This is a genomic window from Faecalicatena contorta, from assembly GCF_022835095.1.
Taxonomy (GTDB): domain Bacteria; phylum Bacillota; class Clostridia; order Lachnospirales; family Lachnospiraceae; genus Faecalicatena; species Faecalicatena contorta.
Window position 1 is genome coordinate 38,610 of record NZ_BQNQ01000001.1, and the last position, 26,933, is coordinate 65,542.

A 26,933-nucleotide genomic window follows, 5' to 3' on the forward strand; every position below is an offset into this window, starting at 1 on the left:
CATTTGAGATGATCAAATGCCCAATATAGGAGGATATATGGAAAAAATTACACTTCAGCAAGTGCAGACAATTGTTAGAACAATGGCAAAAACAGCAGAAGATAATGAAGAATACTTCTCAGAATTAGATGGCGTAATGGGGGATGCAGATTTTGGAGTGTCATTAGCTGCTGGTTTTAGGAGCGTAATGTCAAAATGGGACAGCTATGATATGACATCTATCGGAAGTTTTCTTTTAAATGTAACTTCTGTAATTACAAGTAGCACAGGTGGATGTTCAGGTCCAGTCTGGGGGACACTTTTCATGAGATGCGGGATGGCATTTCGTGATAAAACAGAAATTACTCTTGAAGAGGCTTCGGCAGGATTAAAGAGTTCTATTGAAGGGATTATGAAAAGAGGTGGCGCACACCTCGGTGATAAAACTTTATTAGATGCTTTTCAGGCAATCGTTGAATCTTTTGATAAAGCGGATAAAAACGGAACATTGATGGAAGCTCTCGAGGCAGCAGCAGACGCAGCTTATGAAACAAGAGAAATTACAAAATCATGGATTGCAAAACGAGGACGCCAGTCATTTACCGGAGAGCGTAGTATTGGAACCTATGACCCAGGCATTGTAGCAGTCGGTGATATGGCTAAAGCAATCGTAGAAGCGTTAAAAGCATAAGGAGGAGCTCATTATGAAGAAAATTATGAATGATGCAAATGATTTTGTAAAAGAAATGATCGAAGGTGTATACCTTGCCAATAAAGATAAATTAGAGTGGGTACCTGAAATTAACACATTATATCGTAAAAATATTCCGGAAGGAAAAGTTACTATAATGCAGGGATCAGGATCAGGACATGAGCCGGCACATATTATGTGTGTAGGCAAAGGTATGTTGGATGCCTCTTGTCCTGGAAATGTATTTGCTGCCCCACCAATGGATTTTGTATATCAATGTACAAAGAAAATTGCTTCTGATGCAGGTGTTCTTCACATTATCAATAACTATCAGGGAGACCGTATGTCATGGGATATGGGTCGGGAGATGGCTGAGATGGATGGCATCAAAGTTGGTGTAGTAGTAGTAAATGATGACGTTTCTGTAGAAGATAGTTTATACACCGTTGGACGTCGTGGCGTTGCTGGTAACTTCTTTGTAATCAAATGCTGCGGAGCTGCTTCAGAGAAAGGTGCTTCATTAGAAGAATTGGTAGCATTAGGAAATAAAGTAAATGCAAATGTCCGTACAATGGGAATGGCCTTATCATCATGTACACCTCCTTCAAAAGGAACAGCAATCTTTGAAATTGAAGATGATGAAATCGAGATGGGCGTTGGTATTCATGGGGAACCAGGACGTCGTAGAGATAAAATCAAATCTGCACATGAAATCGTAGAAGAAATGTTCAAAGCAGTTTCTGAAGATCTTCCATTCAAAAAAGGTGACCGTGTAGCATTAATGATTAATGGTATGGGCGGAACTCCTATCAGTGAATTATATATTACATACAGAGAAGCAGCTTTAATGTGCGAAGAAAAAGGTCTTACTATTGTTAAAAATTATGTTGGCAACTACTGTACATCGCTAGAAATGGCAGGATTCTCGTTAACATTACTTAAATTAGATGATGAGATGGAAGCTTTACTTGATGAACCGGCAGAGATTCCTGTTCGTATTTTTTAATCACTAGGAGGCGTATAAATTGAAAATAGCGGTTGGTTGTGATCCTAATGCAGAAAACTTTAAAAAAGAACTGATTACCTATATTCAGAAATTAGGACATGAGGTAGAAGATTTTGGAAGTACAGATCCAATTTATGCAAATGTAGCAATTGCTGTTGGAGAGGCAGTAGCTTCAAAACAGTATGACAGAGGCATATTGATTTGTGGAACTGGTATCGGAGTCTGCATTGCAGCAAACAAAGTAAAAGGAGCATATGCAGCATTAGTTAATAATGTTTATCAGGCACAGAGAGCTGAATTAAGTAATCACGCAAACATTATGACAATGGGTGCTCAGGTAATAGGTATTGAATTAGGAAAATGCCTGGTGAAAGAGTATCTTGGCCGTACATTTGATCCAAATAGCCGATCGGTACCAAAAATCAAGAGAATTTATGATTATGAGGGGGCAGAAGGCTAATGCAGAATCAGAAAAGAATTAAGCAATTAGAACTTTATGCAGCAAAATGCAGACAAAATGTTATGCATATGATTCGTGCAGGTGGCCACGGTCATGTAGGTGGAGCATTGTCAGCTATTGATGTAGTAACCGCGCTCTATTTTGATAAGATGAATGTTGATCCAAAAAATCCAAAAATGGAGAACAGAGACCGTTTTTTATTATCTGCAGGACATAAATGCTTATCTCAGTATGCAGTTTTAGCTGAAAAAGGTTATTTTGACAAAGCTATCCTTAAAAGTTATGGGTCATTTAAGTCGCTGATACCAGGACATCCGGATATGCACAAATTACCAGGTATAGAAGCTAATACAGGGGCACTTGGACATGGAATGTCTATTGCTGCAGGTATGGCAATGGCTGCAAAACAAAACGGCAGCAGCTTTAACGTTTATGTTGTTACAGGAGATGGCGAATTGCCAGAAGGATCAAACTGGGAAGCAGCTGCAGCAGCAGCAAAGTTTGGTGTAGATAATTTAACTGTTTTTGTCGATAATAATGGACTTCAAATCAGCGGGAAAGTAACTGATGTAATGAATATGGAGGATATAAGTGGAAAATTCAAATCATTTGGATGGTCTGCAATTGAGATTGATGGCAATAACATGGAAGAACTAGTTAACACATTGGATAAATTACCAATTCAGGAGGGAAAACCGACAGCTGTTATCATGCATACAACAAAAGCAAAAGGTCTTTATGCAGGAGAAAATAAACCGGAGTATCATTTCTGGAATCCAACAGAAGAAGACTTAGATAAAGCAGATAAAGATTTAGAGATGCTCGTTGCAAAACTGGAAAAAGAACTGGAGGAAAAGAGGAATGACTGAAAAATTTGATCCAAGAAAAGTGTTTGGACAGGCTGTAACAGAAGTTGCAGAACAAAATAAAAATGTTGTTGTTCTTTCTGCCGATAGTGGAAAAAGTTCAGGATTTGGCGACTTTATGAAAAAATATCCAGAACGTTACTATGAATGTGGGATTATGGAGCAAGGTGTTGTAGGAATTGCAGCTGGAATGGCAACTGTAGGGATGATTCCCGTATTCTGTGCAATCGCTCCATTTGTAACATGCCGTCCATATGAAATGGTAAGAAATGATATAGGTTATATGCGTCAAAATGTAAAACTAGTAGGGCGTAACTGTGGATTTACTTATTCAGACCTCGGAGCAACACACCAGAGTTTGGATGATTTTGCAATTATGCGGATGATTCCTGGTATGACAATACTTGCACCACAGGATCCAAATGAGATTAAAGCAGCTGTACGAGCTATGATAGAACATGAAGGTCCGGTATATATGAGAGTTGGAAATCCAAAGATTTCAAATATCTTACCAGAGAAAGAATTTGTAATTGGAAAAGGAACAGTTCTTGAAGATGGTGAAGATATTACAATTATTTCTACTGGATCAACAACAGAAGCAGCTTTAACAGCTGCAAAAGAGTTAAAGGAAAGAGGAATTTCTGTACGTGTAATTGGTATGCCGACAGTTTATCCGTTAGATACCAAACTTGTTGAAGAGTCTGCTAAGAAAACTGGTGTTATTCTTACCGTTGAAGAGCATTATGCAGAAGGTGGACTGGGAACACTTGTAACGGAGGCATGTAGTGCATTTTCTGATATTAAAGTATATCGTTTAGGTGTACCTGCAATATATGCAGCTACAGGTAGCTATCCAGAGTTACTTCATTACTATCATATCGATGCGGAGGGTATCGCAGGTGAAGTAAAAAAAGTGTTAAGTAAATAGTAAAAGAGCTGTCGTGCGGAAAATTTTTATTACCGGTGAAGCTGCAGCCGCAGCAGAATAAAGTATCCATCCACATAAAAACCTACCCTATAGTGTGCTGTTAAAAACGGCACACTTTTTTTTGAGATAATGAAAGTATCAAAGGGCTGCGGGATGTTTCTATGATGACTCAGAATACGAATGAAAGCCGGGCTTACATTTGCCTGCAAGAATTTTAAAAAGCTGGCGAGGAGGGCGTATTACATTCTATGTAATGCGCCTTTTTATTTGCAGATTTATTGAAAAAAATAGAATAGCTGCGGAAAAAGAAAAAGGGGGCTGCCCCTTTTTTATTCGTTTTTACGAAGATAAGGCTGTTTAGTAAATATTTCAGTCTATCTCTTTTATTGGACTTAAAAAACGCAAGATAAAATAAGGAGAAATAAAAAAAGTTCGTCAAAATGAACATAATAATAGTTTTAAACAGAATAAATAATGGTAATAATGCACTAGATGATTTCGCTAAATAATAAAAGTTAGTATAAAAATATAATAAAAACGAAATAAAACAGAAAATAAATGTTGAATATGCACAACTGCAATGCTAGAATGTTAAAAAATGAAATCGCGATTCATTATATGAAATGCAAGTCCTGCATTTTTCACTTATTACCTAAAAATGAAATGGTGTTTCACAATGTGGGACAAAGGAGGAATCATATGGAAATATCCAGAAATACGCAAGGTATAAAACCATCCTCCATACGGAAGATGTTTAATAAAGCATTGCAGTATGATGATGTAATTAGTTTTACATTGGGGGAGCCGGATTTTACAGCTTCCGAAAATGTCGTAGAAGCAGGATGCCGGGCCATCCGGCAGGGATATACAAAATATTCCGCGAATGCAGGGCTGCTTCCGCTTAGAAAAGCGATTGGTGAAGCCCTAAATAAAGAGACTGGGCAGAACTATGATGCGGATCGTGAGATTACGGTAACAGTAGGGGCCATGGGGGCTTTGTATCTTTCACTGAAAGTACTCATCAATCCGGGGGATGAAGTCATTATATGTGAGCCTTACTGGACGAATTATGTACAGCAGGTAAAGATGTGTGATGGGGTTCCTGTATTCGTCATATGCAGAGAAGAAAATAACTTTATACTGGATGTAAATGATCTGGAGAAGGCGATTACGGAGAAGACAAAAGCGGTTATATTAAACTCCCCTTCCAATCCGACCGGAGGAGTGCTTGATATGCAGAGCCTGGAAGCAATTGCACAGACAGCCAAAAAGCACGGGCTTGCGGTGATCTCGGATGAGGTATACAAAACCATTGTTTATGATGGAACGAAAGCTCCCTCCATTGCATCCGTGGAAGGAATGAAAGAACGTACCATTGTGATTAACAGTTTCTCAAAAGGGTATGCCATGACAGGGTGGAGAGTGGGATATGCCGCAGGACCGGAAGAGGTGATAAGCAATATCACGAAACTGCAGGAAAATGTGGCGGCATGCGCAGCTATGCCCAGCCAGTATGCGGCCCTGGAAGCTTTGAACGGCCCGCAGGATTACAAGGAATATATGGTGGGGAAGTATAAGGAAAGGCGCGATGTGATGGTGGCAAGGCTGAATGCAATTCCCGGCATATCCTGCAGGGCGCCAAAAGGTACCTTCTATGCGTTTGTGAATATCAGGAATCTTCCTTTGACATCAGAAGAGTTTGCAGACAGGCTTTTAGAAGAAAAACAGGTGGTGGTAGTTCCGGGAACTGCTTTTGGCGAAGGCGGAGAAGGATATATCAGGCTGTCTTATGCAACTTCTCTGGAAGCGATTGAAAGAGGCATGGATTTAATCGAAGAATTTGTAAAAACCCTTTAACAGCCGGGAGGTAACCTGAATGGACATTAATGGCGACAGGCTCCTCAGGGAGCTCACAGAACTTGGGAATATAGGATATAAAGAGGGCGTTGGAACCAGCCGAATGGCATACTCCGAAACATTCAACCAGGGTCGGGATTATGTGAAGCAGCTGATGGAAAGTACCGGGATGTCAGCAAGGGTTGATGAAGTCGGTAATCTTACCGGTGTGCTGAAAGGGGAAACCGAAAAAATTATATCCATAGGCTCCCATATTGATACAGTACCGGGAGGCGGAATCTATGATGGAGCCCTGGGAGTTCTGGCCGGGATTGAAGCAGTAAGGGCATTAAAATCAGCCGGATACCGCAGCAGACACAGCATAGAAGTGATTGCATTTACCGAGGAAGAGGGGAATGTGGTTGGCGGCACATTTGGAAGTAAGGCGTTCACCGGACAGCCGCAGGAAACAGATTCACTGCGAAAGGCAGTCGGGTACAATATTACGGAAACGGATATCCTAAATGCCAGGCGGAATCCGGAAGATTACAGATGCTATCTGGAATTACATATTGAACAGGGAGGTCGGCTGGAGCAAGAGCAGATACCCATTGGGATTGTACAGGGCATCGTAGGGATTGCCCGATACAGGGTGACTGTTGCAGGTAAAACCAATCATGCCGGCAGTACTCCGATGAATCTGCGCGATGATGCTCTGGTAAAAGCAGCCCCGATGATTACGGGAATGATGGATATCGCCCGGGATATAAACTCCGATATGACATGCACCATAGGGCAAATCCGGGTGGAACCCGGCGCAGTCAATGTAATCCCCGGGCTGGCGGAATTTATGATTGAACTGAGATGTATGGATACACAGGATATCAATAAAGCCATCCATAGATTTGAATCAGAGTTTCAGAGTGAGGGTATTACAATTGAGAACTTTCTGTGGCAGGAAGCCACAAACATGGATGGAGAATTGATGAATGTTTTTCAAAAGTGCTGCCTTGGAAGAAAAACAAACTTCTGCCATATGCCAAGTGGTGCGGGGCATGATGGGATAAACATGGCATTATTCACACCTTCAGCAATGATCTTTATCCCGAGTATGGGCGGAATCAGCCATAATATCAGGGAAGAAAGTAGGCCGGAAGATATCATAAAAGGAAGTAATATACTGCTGGATGCGATTCAAATGATTGACCGGCAGTAATGAGGGAGATGCAGTATGAAAATAAAACTGATCAATCCAAATACGACAGCTGCTATGACTCAGAGCATTCAAAGTTGCGCAGAAAAGTATGTGCGCAAAGATACTGAAATATATGCGGTCAACCCAACTGTCGGTGTAAACAGTATTGAGTGTTATGTAGACGAATATCTGGCGATCCCCGGAGTATTGCGGGAAGTCCAGAAAGGGGAGCAGGAAGGGGCCGATGCGTATGTAATTGCATGCTTTGGAGATCCCGGTCTTCAGGCAGCAAGGGAAATCACAGACAAACCGGTGGTAGGAATTGCAGAATCTGCCATTGCCGCTGCCAAAGTAATTGCGCCGTATTTTTCAATTGTATCTGTTCTGGACCGTTCGATTAAGGTGACTGAGGATGTGGTTGTCAATTATGGAGCAGAAAAATTCTGCAGATCCATCCGCTCCACCGGACTCAGTGTTCTGGAATTTGGAGAAAGCCCACAAAGAGGACTAGATGCGCTTCTGCATCAGAGCAGACTTGCAGTGAGTGAGGATAAGGCGGAGTGTATTCTTCTCGGATGTGCAGGGTTTGTTGATTTTGTAGAAAAGATAAAGAAGGAACTGGGGGTTCCGGTGCTAGACGGGGTTATGCCGGCCGTAAAATTTGCAGAAACATTTGTGGAAATGGGGCTCTGCACCAGCAAAACAAATACATGGAGTTATCCCGAGAAGAAAGAATATGCAGGTTATGATCTTGAAACGGTAACATGGATGCCAGGGAAACCGATGATATGTGGTAAATAGGAGGAAATATGTATGAGAAAGAAAAGATTGTTAGCATTTGTACTTAGTTGTGTAATGGTATGTTCCGCACTTCTTGCAGGATGTTCCGGGGGAAGCAAAGAAGAAAAACAGCCCGAACCTAAAGCAGAACAGACAGAGGAGACAAAAGAAGAATCCGGTGAGCCGGCTAAGGTATTGGATTCCGGTGATGTTAAGGTCGGTATCAGCATCAATGCGCTGGATGCGATTAATAACCGCCAGGTATTTGAAATGATGCAGAATAAGGCAGAGGCAGCCGGTTATGAATACGTTGCCACCAATGCAAACGGCACGGCAACCCAGCAGTCCACGGATATTGAGAACCTGGTTCAGCAGGGATGCAATGTGATTGTTGTTTTGAACGGCGATACAGAAGGGCTGACCAATGCGGTAAAAGAGGCATCTGAAAAGGGTGTCTACGTAATCAGTGTAGAATCAGGATATATCCCGGGTATTTCTGCTTACTTTGCAAAAAACGATTTTGCCCTGGCATCCGCAATGTATATGATGCTGGCAGGAGAGATGGGGTATGAGGGTGAAATTATAGCAACCGGGCATAACGACCATCCAGCTATCCGGGCAAGAGTAAATGTCCAGGAAGCAATGCTGAAAGAATACGCGAATATCAAGCTGGTAAACCGCGTAACAACGGGTTACCCGGGAACGACGGAACTTGCTTATAACGGCGTGGAAAGCGCACTGCAGCAGAATCCGGACGTTAAGACAATTTGGTGCACCTTTGACCTGGAGGCACTGGGAGCGGCGCAGGCATGCGAAGCGCTGGGCAAGAAGGATATCAAAATTGTAGGAGCCGACGGAGAAATTGATGTGCTCCGTATGATAAAAGACGGAAAATATATTATTGCGACATCCGTAGCTGATTTGGAGGCAACGACCGATGATGTCATTCAGACAGTGGCTGATTTATCTTCCGGAGCGGAAGTAAAGATGTTCCATGAGATGCCATTTATTATGATTACAGAGGAAAATGTAGATGAATGGATTGAAAGAACAGAGTCCTATCTGAAAGAAAGCGAATAAAAATTGTAAAGGGCGCTTGCAGGCGCCCAATACTTAAATACAAAAACTGTTTCAAGCCGGAAAGGAGTAAATATGGCAGAGCAGGAAATGGCAGTAGAAATGAGAAATATCAGTAAATATTTCAATGGCATATGCGCACTCCATAACGTAAACCTGCAGATAAAAAAGGGGACGATCCATGCCCTGCTTGGCGAGAACGGGGCGGGAAAATCTACCTTAATGAAGATACTTTGCGGAATTATTAAGAAAGAACAGGGGTCCGTTTATCTGTTCGGAAAAGAAATGAACATAAGGTCTGTGATAGAAGCCCAGGAACATAAGCTTGCGATTGTGCCTCAGGAACTGGCATTAGTAGATTATTTTACCGTAGCCGAAAACATTTATCTGGGGCGTGAGCAGGTAAAAGGGCCGGGCCTGGTATCACGCAGCAAAATGTTTGAAGAAGCAGAAACTATTCTGAAAGAACTCAAGATTCATCTGGATCCAAGAACGGCTGCCGGTAAATTGAGTGTTTCAGATAAACAAATGCTTGTAATTGCAAAAGTGCTGTCGCTGGATGCGGAAGTGATTATTATGGATGAACCTACCGCAAGGCTGGGCGTTAAGGAAATCAAGGAATTTCTGGAGTACATGAAATACTTGAGAAGCATTGGAAAAACCATTATTTACATATCCCATAAATTAGAAGAGATTTTTGAAATCTGTGACGAAATCACGGTATTGCGCGACGGTCAGACGATCGGAACCCATCGGACCGCCGATATCACGGTTGACCAGCTGATTAAAGAGATGGTAAACAGATCCTCGGAAAGCCTGGATATCAAAAAGAACCATAAAGAATTTGGGGAAGATATCCTGAAGGTAGAGGGACTGTCATGTGAAAAAATGGTGGCGGACGTTCATTTTTCTTTGAAAAAAGGAGAAATCCTGGGCTTTTATGGACTAGTTGGTTCTGGGCGTACAGAGATGATACGCGCGGTGCTTGGCATTGATCCTATAAAGAGCGGTGAAGTTACCTATAAAGGAAACCGGGTCAGGTTTAAAAATATCCGTGAATCCATGGCGGCAGGGCTGGTCTTAATCCCGGAAGAGAGGAGAAAGCAGGGGCTTGTCATGAATCTGTCTATCCGTCAGAATGCGTCGCTTACGAAGCTGAAAAGATTCAGTAAAGCCGGATTTATGAATAAGAGTAAAGAAGTGGAAAGCGCGGAAAAACTGCGGGAGGAGCTACAGCTCTCCTGCCCCGGCATTGAAAGCCCGGCCGGTGCATTAAGCGGCGGGAACCAGCAGAAGGTTGTCCTGGCAAAATTTGTAGACATGCCGGTGGATATCTTTATATTTGATGAACCGACCAGAGGGATAGATGTGGGGGCAAAAAGTGAGATTTATACATTGATAGAGAAAATTTCAGAACGGGGAGCATCTGTCATTATTATTTCATCCGAAATACCGGAACTGCAGTCAATCTGCGACAGGGTTGCAGTCATGCGGGAGGGCCGGGTTACGGGCGTATTGGGCAGTGAAGAGTTCCAGGATGCGGAGACCATTCTGAAATATTCTATAGGAGGCTAATATGACAGGACAGGTGCAAATGAAAAAGAAAGTGCATTTTTCAGAATTTGTGATGAAATACGGGACATTGATGTTTTTGGTGCTTCTGTGCATCGCATTTTCGGTATTACGGCCAAGCATATTTTTAAGTGTGGGCAATCTATTGACCGTATTGAGGCAGATTGTAATCTTGAGCATACTGGGCGGAGGCCTTACGGTTGTTATGATCACAAACCGTATCGACCTGACGATAGGCTATACGACCAGTTTTCTTGGAATTGTTGCAGGTGCGCTGATGGTAGACTTCGGAATTCCTGTTCTGCCTGCCGCAATCCTGACTTTGATAGCGGGGGCCATACTGGGGAGCCTGAGCGGTATTGCTGTGGCATTGATTGGGATTCCTGATTTTATTGCGACTTTATCATTGGGATTTTTGATTTCAGGCTTTAACCAGTCCTATACAAAAGGACATCCAATCTCAGGGCTCCCGGCGGAGTTCAGCATATTCGGCGCTAAGTTTGTTAAAGGAATACCGACTTCCATATTCTTTATGATCGTATTTCTGGTTATTATTTTTATACTGCTTAACTTCACAAGATTCGGAAGGCATGTTTATGCAATCGGCGGCAATGAAGAGGCATCCCTGATGTCCGGTGTAAATGTAAAGGCGAATTTGATCTGGGCTTATGTTGTCAGCGGCGTTGGCGCAGGACTGGCCGCATTGATCCTGGCGTCTAAGCTTGGAACCGCACATCCTACGGCGGGAGATAATTACCTGATGGAAGCGCTGGCCACCGTCTATGTGGGGGGAACCGCATTTAAGAGCGGGGAGCCTAATATTGCAGGAACCTTTGTGGGCGCTATGATTATCGGAGTCCTTACAAATGGGCTGACCCTCTGCAATGTTCAGTATTACAACCAGGACATTGCGAAAGGGCTTGTCATTTTTCTGGCGGTCACCATAACATCCATCCAGAGAATGAAAAAGAAATAAGAAGGAAGGGGCATACATATGAGTATTTTAATAAAGAATGGAACCGTATTGACAGCGGAAAACGAGGTAAAAGCCGATGTTTTGATCATTGATGAGAAAATCGCTGCGGTCGGGCAGAATATAGTGCAAGATGTTCATGAGGTGATCGATGCAGAGGGGAAATATGTATTTCCGGGAGGAATCGACCAGCACACTCATTTTTCTGCGCTTTGTAATTCCGGGGATAAGGATACCGCGGGATACGAGACAACGAAAGCAGTTATTGTAGGGGGGACTACTACAATCATAGATTACGCGCCCCAGGATCCGGGCTGCGGGCTGATTGAATCCGCACAGTACCGCATCAACACGAGGGCAAAGGGAAAGACATGCGTTGATTTTGCTCTGCATTCTCTGGTAACCGAAGTGACGGACGCTATGTTTGACGAGATAAAACAGCTGCCGGACTATGGCATTGCAAGTATCAAGGTGTTTATGGCATATATCGGTTCCCCGCTCCATGTAGGGGACGATACCTTATATAAGGTGCTCCAGGAAAGTAAAAAGGTGGGGGTAACCGTATTTGTGCATGCGGAAAATGGAGAGATCATTGATATGCTGCAGAAGGAGTGTGTAAAAGCCGGGAATGTGACGCCCGAATTCCATGCGGTATCCCGCCCGCCGCTTGTTGAGACAGAGGCTGCTCAGAGAGCTATCTACATAGCGGATCAGTTAGACGCCCCGCTCTTTATCGTACATGTCTCCTGTAAGGGGGCGTCGGATGCCATTGCAGAGGCAAGGTATAAAAAACAGAGAGTATATGGCGAGACCTGTACACAGTATCTTACGACGACAAAGGATCGCCTGAAAAATCCGGACTTTAATATTGCCGCCCAATTCGTATGTTCGCCGGCACTCCGTGATGAGAGTGATATTGACGCCATGTGGCAGGCATTATATGATGGTGTATTAAGCGCCGTGGTATCGGATCACTGCGGAATTGACCTTGCAGAAATGAAGCAGACGGGAAGGGATAATTTTGTGGATATACCAAACGGGGCGCCGGGGGCGGCCGACCGCATTCATATGATCTGGACAAATGGCGTGGCTAAAAACAGGATTTCCAGACAGAAGTTTGTGGAGGTATGTTCGGAAATGCCTGCAAAGATTAATGGCATATATCCAAGAAAAGGTACCATAGCAGTTGGCTCAGATGCGGATATTGTAATTTTCAATCCGGACTACAGAGGTGTTGTACAGCTTGCGGATAACCCGAATGGCGTAGACTACAATATTTATGAAGGAAGGGAGCAGATCGGACAGGTAGAAACCGTACTGCTGCGCGGTAAAAAAGTAGTTGAACATGCCCAATTTGTGGGCGAAATGGGACAGGGAGAGTTCATACCAAGTAAACCATATGCTTATTGCTTTGAAGGAAGAGAATAGTCAGGAGGCTGTTTTATGGACAAGATATTAGAAAAAATCCGCGAGTACGGAGTGATGCCTCTTGTTACGCTGGATGATCCGCAGGATGCGTATGTACTTGGCAGAGCGCTGACGGATTGCAGCCTGCCCATTGTAGAGATTACGTTTCGGTCCGGCGCGGCGGAGGAAGCAATCCGTATTCTCAGAAGCACCTATCCGGATATGTTAGTCGGAGCAGGAACGGTGCTGGATGCGGATACGGCGGAGCGGGCGATCAAAGCGGGGGCACAGTTCGTACTGGCGCCTGGTATGAATCCCGGCATGATAGAATTTTGTCTTGCGGAGGGAATTCCCGTATTTCCGGGATGTATGACTCCGACAGATCTGGGACTGGCGCAGAACCTGGGGCTAAAGGTTGTGAAGATATTTCCGTTCATGCAGATGGGCGGGATCCCGATGCTCAAAGCCATCTCAGCTCCCTACGGTAAAATGGAATTTTTGGCAACCGGAGGGATCAATGACGAGAATTTGGCCTCGACCCTTGCATTTCCAAGAATGGCTGCATGCGGAGGCAGCTGGCTGATTAAAAAAGAAAAGCTTAGAAAAGGCGACCTGGAAGGCTTGAAAAGCGATATTAACCGGACTTTAACGGCAATGCTCGGGCTGCGGTTTGCACATCTTGGGATCAATCATGGGATGGAGGCAGCAAAAAAATTGGAGCAGATTCTGAATGTACAGACTCTCTGGGGGCAGGCGTCCGGCTTTATCGGAGATTATGTTGAGGCTGTAAAAACCGCAGGGCAGGGGAAAAATGGGCATATAGCGGTTGGAACCAGTGATATCGGGCGGGCAATATTCTATCTGCAAAGGAAGGGGTTTGGTATTCAAGCGGAATCTGTCAAAAAAAATGAAGCAGGTCATATCTTAGCTGCTTACCTGAAAGTAGATGCGGGCGGTTTTGCAGTCCATCTTCTTCAGGAAACATTAGGCTGAGAAATCTGGAAAGGGTTACTATGTCAACAGCAACGGTACAATCAATTGATAGGGCATTTGAAATTCTGGAGGCGTTGGGAAACTGCCCGAATGGGATGCAGGTCAAAGAACTGTCAGCCGCGCTTGCACTGAATAAAAGCACGGTGAGCCGTATTCTTTTGACTTTGGCCAGTAAAGGCTATGTGGTTAAAAATAAAGATAATTATTATCGGCTGGGAATGCGTCTGGTGGATTTGTGCAGCTTCTATTTAAACAGTCTCCAGCTTAAAACGGAGGCGCTTCCGTTTTTAGAAGAGCTTAGAAACCAGACGGGACTCATCGTGCATCTGGGAAGTTTGGATGAAAATGAAGTAGTTTATTTGGATAAAATCAGTTCATTTAATAATATACGTATGTATTCCCAGATAGGGAAACGTGCCTATGTTCATTGCACAGGGCTTGGAAAGGCAATGCTCTCCCGGATGAGCCGGGAAGAAGTGGAGGAGATCCTGGCCGCGAAAGGACTTCCGATGATGACACAATATACCTGTACGGACCAAAAAAAATTTTTTGCTGAACTGGATCAGACACGTGCCAGGGGCTATGCCGTAGATGAGCAGGAAAATGAGGCGGGAATCAGGTGCGTGGCGGCTCCTGTTTTCGACTACAGAGGCAATGTGATAGCCGCTGTAAGCGCAACGGGATTTATTGATATGTTTCCAAAAGAACGGATAGAAGCAATGTCTGTGTATGTGAAGAAATGTGCGGAGAGTATTTCAAGAAGCATGGGGTATCGCTGAAAATCCGCGCGTGTTATTATTTAGATACCCCACTTATTCCGAAAATCGGATGAGCACGGAAAGCAATACCCAAAGGGCACCCCGTAACTCATGCCCTGCGGGCGGGTCTGCAGCAAAGCTGCAGAATAAGGTATACCCAAAGGGCACCCCGTAATGCATGCCCTTTGGGTATAGGAATGGGATATATTTATTAAGGGATACTCCCGGGAAGACACCGCCCATTTAAGCGTCTGTATTTCCGGGAGTAGTCTGAAGAAAAGCGAGGTGAGACATTTGGCGGAAGTGATTACATTTGGTGAGGCAATGGTTGTCTTTATTTCTGAGGAAACAGGGGAGTTTAAAGATGTTTCTGACTTTACAAAAGGCCTTGCCGGTGCGGAATTGAACGTTGCGGTTGGAATCACCAGGCTTGGACACAATGTAAAATACATAACCAGGCTAGGCACGGATCCATATGGTGATTATATTTTTGACTTTATTAAAAAAGAAGGCATTGATACAAGCGGGGTAATATTTGACAAGGACCATTTGACAGGTTCTTATATCAAGTCGAAAGTCCATCAGGGGGATCCGCAGGTTTTTTATTATAGAAAGAATTCGGCGGCATCCTGTGTGAGCAGGAAGGATATAGATCAGGTGGACTTTGAAGGCGCAGGGGTATTACATCTCAGTGGAATTACGGCGGCTATCTCTGAAAGTTGTCTGGATGCATGTTATTATGCGTTGGAGAAAGCAAGACAATGCGGAATGAAGGTAGTATTTGATCCGAATATCAGACGGAGGCTTTGGAACAGCGAGGAAGAAATGATTTCGACTTTGAATGACCTTGCAGGCAAATGTGATGTTGTATTACCCGGGATCGAGGAAGGCAGAGTGCTGGCGGGCACAAAGGATGAAAAAGAAATCGCCAGGTTTTATTTGTCACTGGGGGCCAAAACGGTAGTTGTTAAGTTAGGGTCATCCGGAGCATTTTATCAGGAATATACTGGAAGAAACGGTTATGTGAAAGGTTTTAAGGTGGACAATGTTGTAGATACAGTCGGTGCGGGGGATGCTTTTGCATCCGGCTTTATCAGCGGTATTCTGGAGGGAATGCCGGTTGAAGATGCGGTTGTCAGGGGGAATGCAATGGGGGCTATTATTATTACCTCCAAGACCGATAATGAGATATTGCCGACAAAAGAGGAATTAGAAAAGTATTTGCAGGAACACTTGATGCTGGGATGAGGAAAACAGGATGAACGAATTAGACAAAATTGACATTCAGCTTCTGAAAGCACTACAGGAGAATGCGCGGACTTCGATCAAGGAACTGGCCAGTCAGGTATACCTTTCTTCGCCGGCTACAGCATCCCGGATATCCAGAATGGAGAAGATGGGGTATATCAAGGGATACACTGTTATCGAAGGAGAAAGCGAACTGGGGTATCCAATCAAAGCAATCATTAATATTCAAACGGATAGAAAAGGCAGAGAAAGTCTGTTTTCTTTTATCTATAGATGCCCGAATGTTACAGAATGCGCTTTTGTTTCGGGAATATATTCCATAGTGATATCTGTCTTTTTTGAAAACACACAAAAACTGGATAAGTTTATTAATGAAATCCAGAAACGTGGGGCTGATACGATGACACAGATCGTGCTGTCAACACCTATACTGCACAGAGGCATAGGTGGAATTATGGAGGATTAAAAAAAGGGGTCTGACCCCTTTTTTTAATCTCTGCCGATGTGCTCTCTGATCTCGGTGATCTTCCCTTCCTTCATGAATATTACCCGGTTCCCCAGCGTAACAGCTTCGTCGTAATCATTTGTCACGTATAATACGGTAATTCCAAGCACTTTATTGATCTTCTGAATATCTTCGATCATCTCCATCCGCCGCTGTTCATTCTGCCTTGCAAAATCTTCATCAACAAGAAGAACCTTGGGGTGGCAGACAACAGCACGTCCAAGTGCAACTTTCTGTCTGGCTTCATCTGAGATCGACTTAATCTTTTTATCAAGCTTATCTGCGATGCCGAGAAATTCAGCAGCCGTCTTCACACGGGTATCGATCACTCCGCGCGGAAGATTCCGAAGCCTTAGGCCAAGTGCCATATTATCATAAACATTAAAATAGGAATACAGTACATAGTTCTGAAAAGCCATTGCGAGGCTTCTGTCCCTGGGAAGTATGTCATTGAGGAGATCATCTCCCAGGTATATCTCTCCTGAGGTAATATCCTCCAGGCCTCCAATCATGCGGAGAATGGTGGACTTTCCGCAGCCGCTGGGGCCGTGAAAGGCAACGAATTCTCCATCTTTAATATGGAGAGATACGTTCTTTACGGATATAAATCCGTTAGGATATGTCTTATTTAAGTTCTTAAATGTCACGCTTGCCATAGAAACACCTCCGCTTATTCTTATCACAATTTTAGCACATACCGTATATCAATGCAAAGGGGGGCAAGGTTTTTTAAGGGAGTTTTTATTAAAAGTTCAGAATATTCAGAAAACGGTGAGCAAAGGGGTCAGAACCCTTTACATCATTCCTGCGATCAGTACGCTTGCGGCAAGTCCGGCTAAGGTTGCCAGCAGAGCTCCGGTGAGTGTATAGCGCGTTTTTTTAATTTTTGCGGTCATGAAATATACGCTCATCGTATAGAAAATTGTTTCTGTGCAGGCCATGGATATGGAGGCGATAAGCCCCAGCCGGGAATCGGTGCCATATTCTTTGAAGATGTCCAGGAGGAGGCCGGTGGCAGCGGAGGAGGAGAACATTTTTACAATGGTGAGTGGGACGAGTTCTCCGGGGAAGCCTATGTATGCGGTAAAATGGCCGATGATTGACGACAGGAAATCAAGGAAGCCAGAGGCGCGCAGGATTCCGACTGCAACCATGAGGCCGATGAGGGTGGGCATGATTTTTATGACGGTGAAGAAACCGCTTTTTGCCCCTTTAATAAAGTTGTCGTATACATTGGTTCTCATAAGTATGCCGTAAGTAACGATAGCCAGAATAATAAACGGAACTATAAAATCCGTAATATACAGAAAAAACTGCATAAACATCCCTCGGCAATCTGTAATATCATTGCTTTATTTATATGCTTATCCGGAGAAAACGATACCTTATTTTGCAGCTGGGCTGCAAATCCGCCCGTCAGGGCGTGAGCTTACGGGGTATCATTGGGTATGAATTAAAAGGATGGAATGTCTGGCGTTAGCATAACAGGGGATTTTTACTCATAATATGAAACAAAGACTTTGGGGGAGTTCCTATGCCATCTCTAATTCCCAAACATATCAGAAAACGGCTTCTTGCCGCGTGTCTTACCGTCAGCACAACAGCGGCCCTTTTGTTTACAGGGTGCAGCGTCAGTACAAATACCAACCAGAATAAAACATTCCAGTCATTTACAAAAGAGGTGTTCTGCCAGGAGGTTTCCTCGAATTCGATCAGTCTGCATTATTCACTGAAGGAGCCGGAAAAGTATGGAATCAAGGAAGCACCGGTTACTTTTGGCGGTTTTACTGCGGATTCGAAAGAAGCGGCGGCCTCATTGGAAAATCTTCGTGCGGCACTTGATAGGTTTTCTTATGACAGCCTGTCGGTGGAAAATCAATTGACCTATGACGTCCTGGACTATTACCTGAATATGGCAGAAAAGAATACAGATTATCTGCTGTACGATGAGCCTCTCGGCCTGGTCAGCGGAATCCAGACGCAGCTGCCGGTGCTTTTATCGGAATACCAGTTCTATGACGAGAAAGATGTGGATACATATTTAAAATTGATGCAGTCAACGCCGGAATATTTTGAGTCACTTATTGCATTCGAAAAGCAAAAATCGGCAGCAGGCCTGTTTATGGCGGATTATGCAGCGGATACGGTGATTTCCCAGTGTACGGCTTTTATGGAAATGGGTGAAAGCAATTATTTGATTTCTACCTTCGTGGAGCGGATCAAACAGCTTGGACTATCGTCTGAGACTCAAAGCCGCTATATTAAGAGAAATGCACAGATGCTCCAAAGTTATGTCCTGCCTGCTTATAATCAGCTGATTTCAGCCGTACAGTCTTTAAAAGGTACTGGAAAAAACGAGGAGGGGCTCTGCCACCTTCCCGACGGAAAGACCTATTATGAACAGATCGTGGCTGAATCAACAGGGTCAGAAAAGACTGTTCCAGAGCTGGAGGATCTGACCAGGAGACAGATTATATCTGACCTTGAGGCCATGGAGGAAGTGCTCAATATAACCGGAAACCAGGCAAAAGAGACAGCAGCCATGGAGGAGAGTAATCCGGTTACTATACTGAATGAACTGGAGCGCAAAACGGGCGGGGCATTCCCAGAGCCGCCTGAAACGGTGACACAGGTCAAATACGTGCCGGAGGCTATGGAAGAACACCTGAGCCCCGCATTTTATATGATTCCCGCCATTGATAATACGGCGGAAAATGTAATCTATGTGAACCAATCTCATATGAGCAACAACCTGACACTCTATACCACACTTGCACATGAAGGGTATCCAGGCCATTTGTATCAGACAGTATACTATGCCGGGACAGATCCCGACCCGTTAAGAAGCATTTTTAATTTTGGCGGATACGTGGAAGGATGGGCAACTTATGCGGAAATGTGCAGCTATTACCTGTCCTCACTGAGTAAAGAGCAGGCTACACTGCTGCAGAAAAACAGCTCCATTGTACTCGGGCTCTACGCACTTGCGGATATGGGGATTCACTACGACGGGTGGAGCAGGATTGACACGGTGGCATTTTTCAAAAATTATGGGATCAAAGACGCGAAAACAATAGAACGTATTTATGAACTTATTATAGGTTCGCCGGGAAATTATCTAAAGTATTATATCGGTTATGTAGAATTTTTGGAACTGAAAAAAGAATGGGCCGCAAAAAAGGGGAATCATTTTTCACAGAAAGAATTCCACGAGGCAGTGCTGTCTGTAGGACCGGCTCCTTTTGCTCTCGTGGAAGAATATATGTGGAAAATGCCTGTTGATTAGAGGAACAGCCGGAAACCACGGTGATTCATTATCTGAAAATCATGGAAGAATATGATAGAACGCATACTGATTCTTGCCATTTTGCTTTGAAAGGTACAGCGCTTCATCCGCGTGCTTAAACAGCTCCCTGAAAGTGCATCCGTCTTCCGGGGCCAGAGCGATGCCTATGCTGGCTCCTATTAGGGGGAGTTCCCTGTCAGCCGCAGTGTTTATCGCATTGATTGCTTCAAGAAACTGTACAATACGGTCCCGGGGGACGTCGTCACTTGAACAGTCGGGGAGAAAAATTAAAAACTCATCGCCTCCGATGCGCCCAATAATATCCGAAGAGCGGAACGTTTCCTGCAGTACGGCCCCTACTTCTTTGAGCACCTGATCGCCGCAGTCATGCCCACGGGAATCATTGACCAGTTTAAAATTATCAATGTCGATGACTAAAAGTGCACCCTGGGCATTGGCGAGGGAAAGATGGGAAGTAATCTTTCTCTCACAGAATCCGCGGTTCCAGAGACCGGTCAGCTTATCCGTATCTCTTTGCATTTCCAGAATGTTATTAGACATGATCTGCCGGAAATTGAGGTAGTTGAACTGGTGTGAAGTAAAAATGCTGAGCAGATAAAACACAACGGTATTTATAATATCATAAGAGGCAGTGTAAGGAGTCTTATATATTTTGGATAACATACAAAAGATCACACAGAATATGCCCATAAACATGCAGATGCGGGACGGTATGTCAACGATAAAGAGGGGAAGCCCCACAAGAAATACTATAAAGGCTACTGCGTTGAGCTCCGGCTGCATAATGGTACCTAAATAGACTGAGACCCCGAGTATGATGGCAGCCATAGTATAAAGGGCAGCAGGTATTAGCCTTTTATGCGCCTTCAGGGATGTTTTCGCCAGGATATTCAGAAAAACGGAAGCTGCGGTAATAATAGTATACGGAACCGTTGCTTTCAGGAAGTTTTCCAGAAAAAGGCTGACCAAAATGAGCGGAACGCCCATTAAGAATCCCAGAGTTGTTATAAGACGCAGGCTTTTCAGATTTCTGTCTGCAATATCTTCATAATAAGTATGATAATTTTCAACAAAATAGTTACTATATGGAATCATAATGATAACCCCCGATTAAATATACTGATACATTGTTTCTATTCTATCATATAAAGTACGTAATATTATGAATAAAATAAAAAATTTTAGGAGGGAACCTATGCTGAATTACTTATGGGCGGGCATGATTATAGTCGGTGTTATCTTCGGGGCTTTTAACGGGAAGATGCCGGATATTACGAATGCGGCGCTGGACTCTGCAAAAGAGGCAGTAACCCTGTGCATCACGATGATGGGAGTGATGTCTTTTTGGGTGGGTATGATGGAGATTGCAACAAGGGCTGGGATTATTGAGATTGCTTCTAAGAAGCTGCGGCCGCTGGTACGGTTTTTGTTTCCGGATATACCGGAGGGGCATAAGGCGAATGATTATATTACGACAAATTTTATTGCAAACTTTCTGGGACTGGGCTGGGCGGCTACTCCTGCAGGACTGCAGGGGATGGGGGCGCTGGCAGATCTGGAGAGGGAGAGACAGGAAGGGCGGGCGCCGGGTGCAGCGCAGAAGCCAGGGGTCGCCTCGGATGAGATGTGTACGTTTTTGATTATGAATATTTCATCATTGCAGTTGATACCGGTGAATGTGATCGCTTACCGGAGCCAGTACGGGAGCGTGAATCCCGCGGGAATTGTCGGGGCGGGAATTGTGGCCACGGCGGTGAGTACGGTGGTGGCTATGGTTTATTGTAAGATGAAGGCGAAGAGGCGGAGGGCTTGATTGCCCTCTGCTTTTGTAATCATATATTTTCATAAACCACCTGCTATTCAGATATGTTTACAGCCGGCTTATAAAGGGCTTACTTTGATTAGCCCACCTGTCACGACGAAACAGATCACTTGTTACGGAGTAGTAACCAATTATGTATCGTCCTCTTATAATAGATGTGGCACACTCGGTATGACTACTATTTTGCTGTCTGAATTGATTTTCATGATCAGGGAGCAGTCATTGTTGTATATTGGCATAAGATGAATAAGCGAAATAAAACATGTATTATCTGCTAAGCGGGAGAACCAAGGATAATCTCTACACCTGCTTCTTTAAGTCTGGTTACATAAGTGGGATCCAGGCCGCTGTCAGATATCAGGCATGTGATCTCGTTGATATCTATTGTTTTTTCGATGAACGGTTTTACAGAAAATTTAGTTGAATCAGCCAGGATATAGCATTTTTTTGCGCACTTAATCAGGCTTTGTTCTGTTCTGGGATCAATATCGAGAGAGGTAATTCCCACATCAAGATCCACAGAGTCACAGCCGGAATATGCTTTGTCCACCTTCACAGTGCTAAAAAAGGCTTCGGATGTAGGACCAAAACACGCACCGTTGCGTTCGCGGATCTGGCCGCCGCAGACATAAAGCTTTATGTTGGGATGGAACAGAAGAAGGTTTGCTACAGGGATGGAGTCCGTAACGACAGTCAAATTTTTCTTATTTGTAATTTTAGACGCAAGAAGAAGAGCCGTAGACCCACTGCTGATGGCAATAAAATCGCCGTCTTCAATCGTTTCAGCTGCGGCGGCAGCAATCTCCTGCTTCTTATTAAAATTGACAATCCCATCAAAGATATCCGGCTGAACCGTTCTCGTATTAAAATCTTTTGGATAATCCGCCTTGATTGCGCCACCGTGGGTGCGCAATAGTAATCCTTTTTCATGCATACTTTGGAACTGAAGGCGTATTGTAGAAACGGACAAGCCTGTGAGCTCGGCTGCTTCAGCAACAGTTATCCTGCCATTCTTTTGAAGTAAATCTAATATCACTTTTTCTCGTTCTTCGTAAAAAGAACCGTGTGTTTTGCCTGCCATATAATTCTCCAAATAATAAAAGGTTAATCTGTGAATGCATTGTAACTGTTCATGATTCTGAGCAGTTATAATGTATTTTATAATTATATCATTGGGAATGTTGGAAAACAAGTGAAAATGATAATTCACTGTTTTTCATCAGCGATATTAATTGATAATCAGTTATATTCAATTAAAGAACACAGCATAATTAACAAATATCGATGATTTAAATTGGTGATAATAACAAATACAATTAAAAACAATAAAAAACGCTTGATATTAATTAAAAACGGTGATAATCTAAAGATAGACACCCGGGGAACAGTTAATAAAATTTAGAAACAGTGTGAATAATTCATATTGAGAAAGGATGAGTGGCTATGGCGGGAAATAACAACAGATATTCTAAAGAATATCTCCAGGAAGCAGAGATACGACTTGAGGAAATGGAAGATCCCAATTATGAATTTCCAACTCCATTCAGTAAATTAGATTGGATTCTGGCAATTGCAACAATTATAGTATCCGGAGCACTGCTTATTGGCGGATATTGGATGTAATATAAAGGGATTTTACTGTATATGAGGAGGAATAAAATGGCAAAGAATCGAAATAGTTCAGATGATCAATATACAAAAGAAGCAACATTTGGCACACTGCCGGTTCGCAGATCAGAACGTCAGTATGGAATGTTAGATGCATTCCTCGTGCTCAGTGGGTACGGCGTAGCAACCTGGTGTTATACGCAGGGAACTTTTCAGGCGGCTTACTGTAATTTTAAACAATTGTTGACAACTACCTTTGCAGCAAACATTTTTGTACTTGCGTTATATTTATTGCCGGTACTTTTTGCGACAAAGTATGGTATCGATATGTGGCAATGGCTTAAGTCTACATTTGGCACAAAAGGAGCCGGAGTTGTTGCGTTAGTTCTCACTGCGGTTAATTTTCCATGGTTTGGACAATGTGCAGAGATATTTGCAAACACAATAGACAATTTGATTCGAATGGCAGGCATGACCCCTCCGGCATTCTTACATAAACCAATGGGTCTGCTTTGCATTGCATTGGGTACAATTATTGCAATTGCCGGACCATTGGTAATTAAGTGGGCAAACCGCATTATCGTTCCATTGCTTCTTCTGGTTGGTGTTGCTATTTGTGTTGTAGCATTTACTTCCGTACCACTTGGCGATATTGTTGCATATAAACCGGATCTTTCATTTCTTGGTGGTGACAGCGGTGCAGCTTATGCAATCGCGTGTGAGGCCGGTCTTGCATTTGGGATGTCCTGGTGTGCAAGTACTGCGGTTACCCCGCGTTTGTGTAGAAAAGAAAGGGACGGTTATTGGGCTACAATCGGAGCATATGGTGTGGTTGCCCCATTTTTTGTAATGGCAGGCGGGGTACTCGGTATTGCAACCTTTATAAAGACTGGCGTTATGGGGAATGATATTACAGAAATGCTGGTAACACTCAGCAGTCCTATCATGGCTCTCACAACATTAGCGCTGGTTATATTTGCGAATATTGCAACGCAGGGGACTGGATCATATATGTGGTCTGTAGTTCTCAAATCCACATTCCCAAAGGTAAAGTTCAATATAATTGCTATTGTTCTCGGTGTTTATGCCGGAATTATGGTTATATGGGGACAGCTCCTTGATTATATCGGGGCAATGATTACAATTGCGGCATTCTTCTATGGACCAGTCATGGGGATTATGTTTGTTGACTATTTCTTTATTCGTAAAAGAAAAGTTTCGCTGCGTGCGGTCTATGAACTCGAAGGACATGACTGCTACAAATACACCAAAGGATTTAATGTGGTGGCATTTGGATGCGCTATCATAGGAATTATCGGCGACCTTCTGATTTTCGATCCAATTGGATATGTGCCCAAAAGCCCGGTCTTTAATTTTGCAACATGTACATTTTTTGGATTTATACTTACAGCGGTTTTATTCTTTATTGCGAATCAGATTCCGGCAATCAAGAAGTATATGATTCGTGACCGTGAAGATATAACTGTATAAAGCTTTATATGAAAAGAGGAAATGATAAAATGAAACCTGAACTTATAATTATGTTAACATACAATGATGTAACAGTATCGAATGCTTCCGAAGTTTTTGAATCCTGTAAGGACTTGCCTATAACCCGCTGGGGATTTAAAGATGTTGGGCTTAAGAAAGAAGAGATGATTGCGCTGAATCGTGAAATGAAGGCTGCCGGCAAGACAACATATTTGGAAGTAGTTACATATACGGAGGAAGGCTGCTTAGAAGGTGCGAAGTTAGCCGGAGAATGTGGCTTTGACTTTTTGACCGGGACAGTTTATTATTCAAGTGTAGACAGTTTGCTGCAAAAATATGGATTAAAATATTTTCCTTTTGCCGGCAAAGTCGGCGGAAGTCCGGTGGCATTAACAGGAACAATTGAAGAGATTGCAGCTGACGCTGTCAGACTCATTGAAGCTGGTGCTGACGGTGTAGACCTTACGGCATATCGTTATGTGGATGGAGATCCTCTTGAACTGGCACGCGCGGTAGGGGAAAAAATAGGTATGGATAAGCTTGCAATAGCAGGCAGCGTAGGGAACAAGGAGCGAATGGCTCAGATGGCCAGGCTGGGGTGCCATTCCTATACGATGGGAAGCGCATTGTTTGATTCTAAGTTTGTAGAAAACGGAACGTTCCGGGAAAATCTGGAATACGTTCTTAATTATTGTAACCAATAGGCGGATATAAGAATAACGCAGAAAGGCTGTAAAAGTGAGATATATTCTTGGCATAGATATAGGAACGACTGCAATTAAGGCGGCAGTGATAGGTGAAGATGGAAAAGTATATGGCGAAGAGACATGTGAATATGTGCTGACAACGATGCCGTCCGGTGAGGTTGAGGCAGACTTACAATTATATTCAGAGGCATTTTCAGGTGCGGTCAGGGGAGCGGTCCGAAATTCAAACGCTGATAAAAAGGATATAAAATGTATAGGGTTCTCTTCAACAGCGGAAACATGTGTGTTCCTAGATGAAAATAATAAACCGCTTTGCAAAGTAATTGCGTGGATGGATATGCGGGGAACCAAAGAGGCAGAATATCTGTCAAAGCATTTCAGCAAGAAAGATATTATCAGTAAGGTAGGATTTGATAATATATATGCGATCCATCCAATCAGTAAAATATTGGCAGTGAAAAATAAATCTCCGGAAGTATTTTCCAACACCAGGATGTTTGCACAGATTAAAGACTATTTTGTTTATGTACTTTCGGGAAGATTTATTACGGAATATTCCGTAGCCAGCGATCATGGTTTTTTCGATATAACGAACAGATGCTATTGGCAGGAAATGCTGGATTTTGTCGGCATTGACAGAAAGTATCTTCCGGAACTTGTTGAGCCGGGAACGGAAATCGGAAAAATAACAGAAGAAGCAGCAGAAGCATTTGGGCTGGATCCGGATACTGCGATTAATGTAGGGGCATTTGACCAAGCCTGCGGGGCAATCGGAGCAGGAAATATAAAGCCAGGAATCGCCTCTGAAAGCACAGGATCGGCGCTTGTAACTGTTGCGACCATTGAAGAATTAAGCCCTGATTCAAAAGGTGATGTACCGACACTCTGCAGTGGCATTGCGGGGAAATATATATATCAGCCATATTGTACAGGGGCTATGATTACAAAATGGTTTAGGGATGCATTTTGTGAGCAGGAAAAAGAGCTGGAAAAGGAGACAGGGCTCAATGCATATACGCAGATGGATCAATTAGTGGAATCAACGCCTCCGGGTGCGGATGGCCTGATTATGCTTCCATATTTTCAGGGGTCTGGTATTCCAGAACTTAATGAAAAGGCAAGCGGTGTCTACTATGGTATAAATGCAGGACATACAAGAGGGCATTTTATCAGGGCTATTATGGAAGGGCTTGCAATTGCTTTGAAAAGGATGCTTGAATGTGAAAAAGAGCTCGGGGCGGCCATGGATGAAATCCGTTCACTCGGCGGCGGCTCTAAATCAAAGGCCTGGTGCCAGATTAAGGCGGATATACTCGGGATTCCGGTTAAGGTGATTAAAAATAGCGGCAGCACTCCATGTATGGGGTGCGCAATACTTGCCGGAGTAGCAAATGGGATATGGGCATCAGTAGAAGATGCGGCGGAGAAGTTTGTGGAGATTAAGGAGACTTATTATCCTAATCCAGAAAACGCAGAGGTTTATGCGGAAGCTTATCAAAAATATGTGGAGATTACAAATGCACTTAATCCTACATTCCGATAACGCAGGCGTGAATAGTAATGACCGCTCGTTACTTTTTATAATCCAGCCAGTATCAGTAAATCGGAGGTTAGTCTCGTCGACTAACCTCCGATTTAGTTGTTGGTTGGAGTGTGAAAAGTAAGGATCACTCAATTAAATATAAGGAGAAATTAGATAAATTATTGCAGCTATGATAATATTA

26 protein-coding genes are annotated in these 26,933 nt (G+C 43.5%); 22 read left to right on the forward strand and 4 right to left on the reverse strand.

Features of this window, described 5'->3' with window-relative positions:
• The first annotated feature begins 37 nt into the window (after positions 1-37).
• The 16 genes from dhaL to MWG26_RS00285 all read left to right on the forward strand — a co-directional run bounded on the left by dhaL (position 38) and on the right by MWG26_RS00285 (position 16,235).
• Positions 38-670 (forward strand): dihydroxyacetone kinase subunit DhaL, encoded by a 633-nt coding sequence (gene dhaL / locus MWG26_RS00210; RefSeq protein ID WP_025653913.1) that lies wholly within the window; start codon positions 38-40, stop codon positions 668-670.
• A gap of 13 nt (positions 671-683) precedes the next feature.
• The gene (gene dhaK / locus MWG26_RS00215; protein ID WP_025653914.1) at positions 684-1,676 is read left to right on the forward strand and encodes a dihydroxyacetone kinase subunit DhaK; all 993 of its coding nucleotides are present in this window, start codon (positions 684-686) and stop codon (positions 1,674-1,676) included.
• 19 nt (positions 1,677-1,695) lie between these two features.
• Complete coding sequence (locus MWG26_RS00220; RefSeq protein ID WP_025653915.1) at positions 1,696-2,136, forward strand: RpiB/LacA/LacB family sugar-phosphate isomerase; 441 nt, start codon at positions 1,696-1,698, stop codon at positions 2,134-2,136.
• A complete protein-coding gene (locus tag MWG26_RS00225) occupies positions 2,136-3,005 on the forward strand; it encodes a transketolase (RefSeq protein WP_025653916.1) in 870 nt (289 codons plus the stop codon). The genes MWG26_RS00220 and MWG26_RS00225 overlap by 1 nt, the downstream gene beginning before the upstream one ends.
• Complete coding sequence (locus MWG26_RS00230) at positions 2,998-3,930, forward strand: transketolase family protein (RefSeq protein WP_025653917.1); 933 nt, start codon at positions 2,998-3,000, stop codon at positions 3,928-3,930. Before MWG26_RS00225 ends, MWG26_RS00230 begins: the two co-directional genes overlap by 8 nt.
• A gap of 699 nt (positions 3,931-4,629) precedes the next feature.
• Positions 4,630-5,787, forward strand: a complete 1,158-nt coding sequence (locus MWG26_RS00235; RefSeq protein ID WP_025653918.1) for a pyridoxal phosphate-dependent aminotransferase — start codon at positions 4,630-4,632, stop codon at positions 5,785-5,787.
• Between the two features lie 19 nt (positions 5,788-5,806).
• Positions 5,807-6,982: a M20 family metallo-hydrolase gene (locus tag MWG26_RS00240; protein ID WP_117441059.1), complete on the forward strand. Its 1,176-nt coding sequence runs from the start codon at positions 5,807-5,809 to the stop codon at positions 6,980-6,982.
• A 15-nt stretch (positions 6,983-6,997) separates the two neighbouring features.
• Positions 6,998-7,762: an aspartate/glutamate racemase family protein gene (locus MWG26_RS00245; protein ID WP_025653921.1), complete on the forward strand. Its 765-nt coding sequence runs from the start codon at positions 6,998-7,000 to the stop codon at positions 7,760-7,762.
• A gap of 12 nt (positions 7,763-7,774) precedes the next feature.
• On the forward strand, positions 7,775-8,821 hold the full coding sequence (locus MWG26_RS00250; RefSeq protein ID WP_025653922.1) for a sugar ABC transporter substrate-binding protein: 1,047 nt from the start codon (positions 7,775-7,777) through the stop codon (positions 8,819-8,821).
• Between the two features lie 72 nt (positions 8,822-8,893).
• A complete protein-coding gene (locus MWG26_RS00255) occupies positions 8,894-10,393 on the forward strand; it encodes a sugar ABC transporter ATP-binding protein (RefSeq protein ID WP_025653923.1) in 1,500 nt (499 codons plus the stop codon).
• Between the two features lies 1 nt (position 10,394).
• Entirely contained in the window at positions 10,395-11,366 is a 972-nt protein-coding gene (locus MWG26_RS00260; protein ID WP_117441058.1) for an ABC transporter permease, read from the forward strand.
• Positions 11,367-11,384: 18 nt separating this feature from the next.
• Positions 11,385-12,791, forward strand: a complete 1,407-nt coding sequence (hydA, locus tag MWG26_RS00265) for a dihydropyrimidinase (protein WP_117441057.1) — start codon at positions 11,385-11,387, stop codon at positions 12,789-12,791.
• Between the two features lie 15 nt (positions 12,792-12,806).
• The gene (locus tag MWG26_RS00270) at positions 12,807-13,763 is read left to right on the forward strand and encodes a bifunctional 4-hydroxy-2-oxoglutarate aldolase/2-dehydro-3-deoxy-phosphogluconate aldolase (protein ID WP_025653925.1); all 957 of its coding nucleotides are present in this window, start codon (positions 12,807-12,809) and stop codon (positions 13,761-13,763) included.
• A gap of 20 nt (positions 13,764-13,783) precedes the next feature.
• Positions 13,784-14,542: an IclR family transcriptional regulator gene (locus MWG26_RS00275; protein WP_025653926.1), complete on the forward strand. Its 759-nt coding sequence runs from the start codon at positions 13,784-13,786 to the stop codon at positions 14,540-14,542.
• Between the two features lie 282 nt (positions 14,543-14,824).
• Entirely contained in the window at positions 14,825-15,769 is a 945-nt protein-coding gene (locus tag MWG26_RS00280; protein WP_240285867.1) for a sugar kinase, read from the forward strand.
• Between the two features lie 10 nt (positions 15,770-15,779).
• Positions 15,780-16,235 carry an Lrp/AsnC family transcriptional regulator gene (locus MWG26_RS00285; RefSeq protein WP_025653928.1) on the forward strand — a complete coding sequence of 152 codons (456 nt, stop codon included), beginning with the start codon at positions 15,780-15,782 and terminating at the stop codon, positions 16,233-16,235.
• Positions 16,236-16,258: 23 nt separating this feature from the next.
• Here the strand turns inward: MWG26_RS00285 and MWG26_RS00290 are convergent, their stop codons facing one another.
• The gene (locus MWG26_RS00290; protein WP_025653929.1) at positions 16,259-16,930 is read right to left on the reverse strand and encodes an ABC transporter ATP-binding protein; all 672 of its coding nucleotides are present in this window, start codon (positions 16,928-16,930) and stop codon (positions 16,259-16,261) included.
• A 138-nt stretch (positions 16,931-17,068) separates the two neighbouring features.
• Positions 17,069-17,593 (reverse strand): nucleoside recognition domain-containing protein, encoded by a 525-nt coding sequence (locus MWG26_RS00295; RefSeq protein WP_025653930.1) that lies wholly within the window; start codon positions 17,591-17,593, stop codon positions 17,069-17,071.
• A 215-nt stretch (positions 17,594-17,808) separates the two neighbouring features.
• Between MWG26_RS00295 and MWG26_RS00300 the strand changes: the two genes are divergently transcribed.
• Complete coding sequence (locus MWG26_RS00300; protein ID WP_025653931.1) at positions 17,809-19,560, forward strand: DUF885 domain-containing protein; 1,752 nt, start codon at positions 17,809-17,811, stop codon at positions 19,558-19,560.
• 39 nt (positions 19,561-19,599) lie between these two features.
• Here MWG26_RS00300 and MWG26_RS00305 read toward each other — a convergent pair whose 3' ends face one another.
• Positions 19,600-20,676 carry a GGDEF domain-containing protein gene (locus MWG26_RS00305; protein WP_025653932.1) on the reverse strand — a complete coding sequence of 359 codons (1,077 nt, stop codon included), beginning with the start codon at positions 20,674-20,676 and terminating at the stop codon, positions 19,600-19,602.
• Between the two features lie 100 nt (positions 20,677-20,776).
• Here MWG26_RS00305 and MWG26_RS00310 point away from each other — a divergent pair, with 100 nt between their 5' ends.
• Positions 20,777-21,394, forward strand: a complete 618-nt coding sequence (locus MWG26_RS00310; protein WP_025653933.1) for a nucleoside recognition domain-containing protein — start codon at positions 20,777-20,779, stop codon at positions 21,392-21,394.
• A gap of 283 nt (positions 21,395-21,677) precedes the next feature.
• Here the strand turns inward: MWG26_RS00310 and MWG26_RS00315 are convergent, their stop codons facing one another.
• Entirely contained in the window at positions 21,678-22,484 is an 807-nt protein-coding gene (locus tag MWG26_RS00315; RefSeq protein WP_025653934.1) for a DeoR/GlpR family DNA-binding transcription regulator, read from the reverse strand.
• Between the two features lie 362 nt (positions 22,485-22,846).
• Here MWG26_RS00315 and MWG26_RS00320 point away from each other — a divergent pair, with 362 nt between their 5' ends.
• From MWG26_RS00320 to MWG26_RS00335, 4 genes are read left to right on the forward strand one after another with little or no spacing between them, the layout of a single operon-like run.
• Positions 22,847-23,026: a hypothetical protein gene (locus MWG26_RS00320; RefSeq protein ID WP_025653935.1), complete on the forward strand. Its 180-nt coding sequence runs from the start codon at positions 22,847-22,849 to the stop codon at positions 23,024-23,026.
• Between the two features lie 36 nt (positions 23,027-23,062).
• Complete coding sequence (locus MWG26_RS00325; protein ID WP_025653936.1) at positions 23,063-24,502, forward strand: cytosine permease; 1,440 nt, start codon at positions 23,063-23,065, stop codon at positions 24,500-24,502.
• Positions 24,503-24,552: 50 nt separating this feature from the next.
• On the forward strand, positions 24,553-25,206 hold the full coding sequence (locus tag MWG26_RS00330) for a beta-keto acid cleavage family enzyme (RefSeq protein ID WP_244062678.1): 654 nt from the start codon (positions 24,553-24,555) through the stop codon (positions 25,204-25,206).
• 34 nt (positions 25,207-25,240) lie between these two features.
• A complete protein-coding gene (locus MWG26_RS00335; RefSeq protein ID WP_025653938.1) occupies positions 25,241-26,752 on the forward strand; it encodes a xylulokinase in 1,512 nt (503 codons plus the stop codon).
• Positions 26,753-26,933: the final 181 nt, after the last annotated feature.

Excerpts from the sequence above, each read along its gene's own strand:
- dhaL (WP_025653913.1), top strand. The coding sequence starts at position 38 with ATGGAAAAAATTACACTTCAGCAAGTGCAGACAATTGTTAGAACAATG.
- dhaK (WP_025653914.1), top strand. The coding sequence starts at position 684 with ATGAAGAAAATTATGAATGATGCAAATGATTTTGTAAAAGAAATGATC.
- MWG26_RS00225 (WP_025653916.1), top strand. The coding sequence starts at position 2,136 with ATGCAGAATCAGAAAAGAATTAAGCAATTAGAACTTTATGCAGCAAAA.
- MWG26_RS00230 (WP_025653917.1), top strand. The coding sequence starts at position 2,998 with ATGACTGAAAAATTTGATCCAAGAAAAGTGTTTGGACAGGCTGTAACA.
- MWG26_RS00235 (WP_025653918.1), top strand. The coding sequence starts at position 4,630 with ATGGAAATATCCAGAAATACGCAAGGTATAAAACCATCCTCCATACGG.
- MWG26_RS00240 (WP_117441059.1), top strand. The coding sequence starts at position 5,807 with ATGGACATTAATGGCGACAGGCTCCTCAGGGAGCTCACAGAACTTGGG.
- MWG26_RS00245 (WP_025653921.1), top strand. The coding sequence starts at position 6,998 with ATGAAAATAAAACTGATCAATCCAAATACGACAGCTGCTATGACTCAG.
- MWG26_RS00250 (WP_025653922.1), top strand. The coding sequence starts at position 7,775 with ATGAGAAAGAAAAGATTGTTAGCATTTGTACTTAGTTGTGTAATGGTA.
- MWG26_RS00255 (WP_025653923.1), top strand. The coding sequence starts at position 8,894 with ATGGCAGAGCAGGAAATGGCAGTAGAAATGAGAAATATCAGTAAATAT.
- MWG26_RS00260 (WP_117441058.1), top strand. The coding sequence starts at position 10,395 with ATGACAGGACAGGTGCAAATGAAAAAGAAAGTGCATTTTTCAGAATTT.
- hydA (WP_117441057.1), top strand. The coding sequence starts at position 11,385 with ATGAGTATTTTAATAAAGAATGGAACCGTATTGACAGCGGAAAACGAG.
- MWG26_RS00270 (WP_025653925.1), top strand. The coding sequence starts at position 12,807 with ATGGACAAGATATTAGAAAAAATCCGCGAGTACGGAGTGATGCCTCTT.
- MWG26_RS00275 (WP_025653926.1), top strand. The coding sequence starts at position 13,784 with ATGTCAACAGCAACGGTACAATCAATTGATAGGGCATTTGAAATTCTG.
- MWG26_RS00285 (WP_025653928.1), top strand. The coding sequence starts at position 15,780 with ATGAACGAATTAGACAAAATTGACATTCAGCTTCTGAAAGCACTACAG.
- MWG26_RS00290 (WP_025653929.1), bottom strand. The coding sequence starts at position 16,930 with ATGGCAAGCGTGACATTTAAGAACTTAAATAAGACATATCCTAACGGA.
- MWG26_RS00295 (WP_025653930.1), bottom strand. The coding sequence starts at position 17,593 with ATGCAGTTTTTTCTGTATATTACGGATTTTATAGTTCCGTTTATTATT.
- MWG26_RS00300 (WP_025653931.1), top strand. The coding sequence starts at position 17,809 with ATGCCATCTCTAATTCCCAAACATATCAGAAAACGGCTTCTTGCCGCG.
- MWG26_RS00305 (WP_025653932.1), bottom strand. The coding sequence starts at position 20,676 with ATGATTCCATATAGTAACTATTTTGTTGAAAATTATCATACTTATTAT.
- MWG26_RS00310 (WP_025653933.1), top strand. The coding sequence starts at position 20,777 with ATGCTGAATTACTTATGGGCGGGCATGATTATAGTCGGTGTTATCTTC.
- MWG26_RS00315 (WP_025653934.1), bottom strand. The coding sequence starts at position 22,484 with ATGGCAGGCAAAACACACGGTTCTTTTTACGAAGAACGAGAAAAAGTG.
- MWG26_RS00320 (WP_025653935.1), top strand. The coding sequence starts at position 22,847 with ATGGCGGGAAATAACAACAGATATTCTAAAGAATATCTCCAGGAAGCA.
- MWG26_RS00325 (WP_025653936.1), top strand. The coding sequence starts at position 23,063 with ATGGCAAAGAATCGAAATAGTTCAGATGATCAATATACAAAAGAAGCA.
- MWG26_RS00330 (WP_244062678.1), top strand. The coding sequence starts at position 24,553 with ATGTTAACATACAATGATGTAACAGTATCGAATGCTTCCGAAGTTTTT.